Below are 4,296 nucleotides of genomic sequence, written 5' to 3' on the forward strand. Positions count from 1 at the left end.
CCCAACTCCCGCCCCCGCACGAAGCCTTCGAGAACGTCTCCGTCCCCATGCCCGGCGACCCGGACGACTACGCGACCCCCGACCTGACCATCGGCCCCCGCGCCTTCAAGGACGACGACGGCCGGCTCCTGGACGCCGACGCGGTGGAGCTGGCCGTAGAGGTCATCTCTCCGAGCGAGCGCCTCAAAGGCATCAACGAGAAGACGGCGTGGTACGCGGCAGCCCGCGTCCCCCGCCTGTTGCAGATCGACCCGAGGACCGGCACGTGGTCGCTGTTCGGCCGCCCCGGCGAGGGCGAGTGCCGGAGCGTCGTACACGGCAAGTACGGCGAGACGGTACCGCTGCCCGCGGAACTCGGCGGCGAGCTGGGGACGACGGGCCTCGGGCTGTACGGCCCCCCGCGGGACAGGGACCAGCAATACCCATGAACCCCGCCGACTGGAAGCCCGTCACCACCGCAAGCTCCTGAGTGAAGCGGCGGAGGACAACCCTGAGTGCGGCCACCTTACGAGGACGCTGAACTGGCCCGCGAACTCGGCCAGTTCGTCTACGACCCGCGTACCGCTCCCGGCTTGTCCCGGACGGAATCCGCCGAGCGTCACGGCATGAAGGAGACGCGGATCCCCGTATCGAAGGCGGAGGCGCCACCGTCCCTCCAGGCGCGTGCCCTCGACGCCGGCCTCACCGAGGACGACGAAGTCCGGACGTCACACCCCCCACGCCTCCATCAACCGCTCAGGCCCGTACGCAGCCGCAAGCCCGTCGACAGAGAACCCGGACCGCGACACGGCGACCAGGGGAGTCCCCGCGTCCGCGCCGGGAACGGCCAGCGCGTCCCGCGCCAACGCGGCCAGCGCCCGCTGGTCGAACGACCCGTGCTCGTACCACTTGACCGACCCGACGAACCCGATCTCCCGGGCCGGCGCCCGATCGGCGCCCACCAGATCGACCTCGGGATTGTTCGTACGGGGCCACCAGCCGCCGACTTCGCGCACCCGAGGCCACGTCGCGTCGGGCAGCAGGCGGCCCAGGGACTCCCGTACGACGGGCTCGATCGCCCGGCCGCGCCACGAGGCCCACCCGCGTTCGACCGCCTCGGCCACGACCCGCCCGCGCCCGCGCTCGATCTCGGGGATGCCGCGTTCGAGGAAGGCCAGCCAGAACCGGAGGTAGGGGTCGGCGACGCGGTAGCGGCGGTCGCGGTCACCGGCGCGGACGGACAGCGGCGTGTCGACGGCGACGAGCCGCTTGTCGGCGAGGGTGCGCAGGACGGGGTTGAGCGAGCCGGGCGGGAGCGGCCGGTCCATGGCCCCGGCCTTCGCCGCGATCGTCCCGAAGGTCCGTTCACCGCTGCCGATCACGGACAGCACGTGCCGGGCCTGGAGGGACGTCGGGAACTCGGCGGCCAGCGCCCGCTCGCCGGAGACGAGGAGGGGGGAGGTGGGGTCGTCGAAGGCGCGGGAGAGGAAGGCGGCGCGGCTCTCGCCCTCCTGCCACTCCTGGCAGACCAGCGGCAGACCGCCGGTGATCAGGTGCGCGTCGAAGGCGTCGGCGGCCGGGAGCCCGGTCATCGCCATGACCTCGGCGGGGGAGAGCGGCGCGAGGACCATCTCCACGCCGCGCTGGTGGAAGGGGCGGCCGTACGAGGAGAGCTGCTCCATCATCGCGAGATCGCTGCCGATGAGGACGAGCAGGACGGGCTTGCGGCTCAGCACCCGGTCCCACACCGTCTGCAGGGTGCCTTCGAGCACGGGGTCGCCTTCGAGCATCCAGGGAAGTTCGTCGAGTACGACGATGCTGGGGGCGTCGTCCGGAAGCACCGCCGCGAGCTGGCGCAGGGCGGTGTCCCACGCGGCGACGCCGGTGACACCGGTGAGGAGCCCGGTGTCGGGCAGCGACGAGTGCCGGACCTCGTCGAGGAACCGGGTCCGCTCCCGGTCGGTGCTCTCGCCCCGGGTGGCCTGGTGGACCACGTACGGGACCTGGGCGCGCTCACAGAACAGGTCGACGAGCCGAGACTTCCCGACCCGGCGCCGGCCGCGCAGGAGCAGGGCCCGGCCGCGCTGGTCGCCGCGCCCGGCGCGCACCCAGGCGAGGTGGCGGTCGAGGAGGGCCAGCTCGGTGGTGCGGCCTACGAAGCCTGGCATGGGTGACCCTCCGTGGTTACTCGTAATGAACTTACTCAAGTGAATCATAGTAAGTCAGACATGAGCTTTCCCTCTGTCCAGCCCTTTCTCAAACCCCTGTGCAAACTCTGTTGACGTCGGCGATGTTACCGGTAACATCGCCGCGTCGGAGGTTGTGAGAACCGTCCCCACATCGACGTGGGCCGTCTTCTGGAGGTCGTGTGTCCGATCATGTCCGCTTCCAGTGGCGTGCCCCCGAGGACGGTCGTTCCCCTCGCGCAAGCATCCCCTCGGCTCCGAAAGGACCCTCCATGTCCGCCCTGAGTACTACCCCCACCTCGTTCGAGCTCGACGGCGAGCCCTTCCGGATCATCTCGGGGGCGCTGCACTACTTCCGGGTGCACCCGGACCAGTGGGCCGACAGGCTGCGCAAGGCGAGGCTGATGGGTCTCAACACCGTTGAGACGTACGTGCCGTGGAACCTGCACCAGCCGGAACCGGGGACGCTGGTGCTGGACGGGCTGCTGGATCTGCCGAGGTTCCTGCGGCTGGCGCAGGGCGAGGGGCTGAAGGTGCTGCTCCGTCCGGGCCCCTACATCTGCGCGGAGTGGGACGGCGGCGGCCTCCCGCACTGGCTCATGTCGGAGTCGGACGTCCAACTCCGCAGCAGCGACCCCAAGTTCACGGCGATCATCGACCGCTACCTCGACCTGCTCCTGCCCCCGCTCCTGCCGCACATGGCGGCATCCGGCGGCCCGGTCATCGCGGTCCAGGTGGAGAACGAGTACGGCGCGTACGGCAACGACACCGCGTACCTCAAGTACCTTGTGGAGGCGTTCCGTTCACGCGGCATCGAGGAACTCCTGTTCACCTGCGACCAGGTGAACCCGGAACACCAGCAGGCCGGCAGCATCCCCGGCGTCCTGTCCACCGGCACGTTCGGCGGGAAGATCGACACCGCGCTCGCCACCCTGCGGGCCCATCAGCCCGAAGGCCCCCTGATGTGCGCCGAGTTCTGGATCGGCTGGTTCGACCACTGGGGCGGCCCGCACCACACCCGCGACACGGCGGACGTCGCCGCCGACCTGGACAAGCTCCTCGCGGCCGGCGCCTCCGTGAACATCTACATGTTCCACGGCGGCACCAACTTCGGCCTCACCAACGGCGCCAACCACCACCACACGTACGCCCCCACGGTCACCTCGTACGACTACGACGCCCCCCTCACCGAGAACGGCGACCCCGGCCCGAAGTACCACGCGTTCCGCGAGGTCATCGCCAAGTACGCGCCGGTACCGGAGGAGTTGCCCGCACCGTCGGCCAAACTGCCTGTCACCGAGGTCGAGTTGACCGAGCGGGCCCCGCTGCTGCCGTACCTCTCCGAGCTGTCGGGGCGGACAGTTCGCACCGAAACACCCATCACAGCCGACGAGTTGGGGATGCGGGCCGGGTACGTCCTGTACCGCAGCAGCCTGCCGAAGAACGGCCTCGGCGTGCTGCGCTTCGAGGGCGGCGTGGGGGACCGGGCTCAGGTGTACGTCGACGGCGCGCCGGTCGGCGTGCTGGAGAACGAGCGCCGCGAGACCAGCCTCCCGGTCCAAGTGCACCGCAGGGGCGCCGTGTTGGAGGTGCTCGTGGAGAACATGGGCCGCGTCAACTACGGCCCCAAGATCGGCACGCCCAAGGGGCTCCTCGGCCCGGTCACGTTCGACGGCATGCCGGTCACCGGCTGGGAGTGCCGCCCGCTCCCGATGGACGCCCCCCTCGGCGCCGCGCTGTACGCCGACGCGGAGACCGAGGCGTGCGCCGAACCCGCCTTCCACCGGGGGACGTTCGAGGTCGCCGACCCTGCCGACACGTTCCTCTCGCTGCCGGGGTGGACGAAGGGGCAGGCGTGGATCAACGGCTTCTCGCTCGGGCGGTACTGGAACCGGGGACCGCAGCAGACCCTGTACGTCCCGGGTCCCGTTCTGCGCCCCGGTTCCAACACGCTGATCGTGCTGGAGCTCCAGGCGAACGCGACGAACCGTGCCCGCCTCGTCGACGCGCCCGACCTGGGCCCGAAGGGTCAGTGAGGCCGGTGAGTTCTGAAAATTCTGAAAATTCTGAAAATTCAGCGGAATCGGCAAGTTCAGTAAGGTCAGCCACCCCTGTGACCCACCACCTGCAC

The 4,296-nt window shown here is 70.2% G+C and carries 3 protein-coding genes; 2 read left to right on the plus strand and 1 reads right to left on the minus strand.

From position 1 onward, the window contains the following. A partial coding sequence (locus AOK24_RS40020) for a Uma2 family endonuclease (RefSeq protein ID WP_055724825.1) occupies positions 1 to 428 on the plus strand: 428 nt, incomplete at its 5' end. A 279-nt stretch (positions 429 to 707) separates the two neighbouring features. Here AOK24_RS40020 and AOK24_RS40025 read toward each other — a convergent pair. Further along, positions 708 to 2,147: an ATP-binding protein gene (locus AOK24_RS40025; protein WP_055724826.1), complete on the minus strand. Its 1,440-nt coding sequence runs from the start codon at positions 2,145 to 2,147 to the stop codon at positions 708 to 710. A 290-nt stretch (positions 2,148 to 2,437) separates the two neighbouring features. Between AOK24_RS40025 and AOK24_RS40030 the strand changes: the two genes are divergently transcribed. Further along, complete coding sequence (locus AOK24_RS40030) at positions 2,438 to 4,201, plus strand: beta-galactosidase (protein ID WP_055724827.1); 1,764 nt, start codon at positions 2,438 to 2,440, stop codon at positions 4,199 to 4,201. Positions 4,202 to 4,296: the final 95 nt, after the last annotated feature.

The organism is Streptomyces niveiscabiei, from assembly GCF_001419795.1.
In the GTDB taxonomy this organism is placed as follows: Bacteria; Actinomycetota; Actinomycetes; order Streptomycetales; family Streptomycetaceae; genus Streptomyces; species Streptomyces niveiscabiei.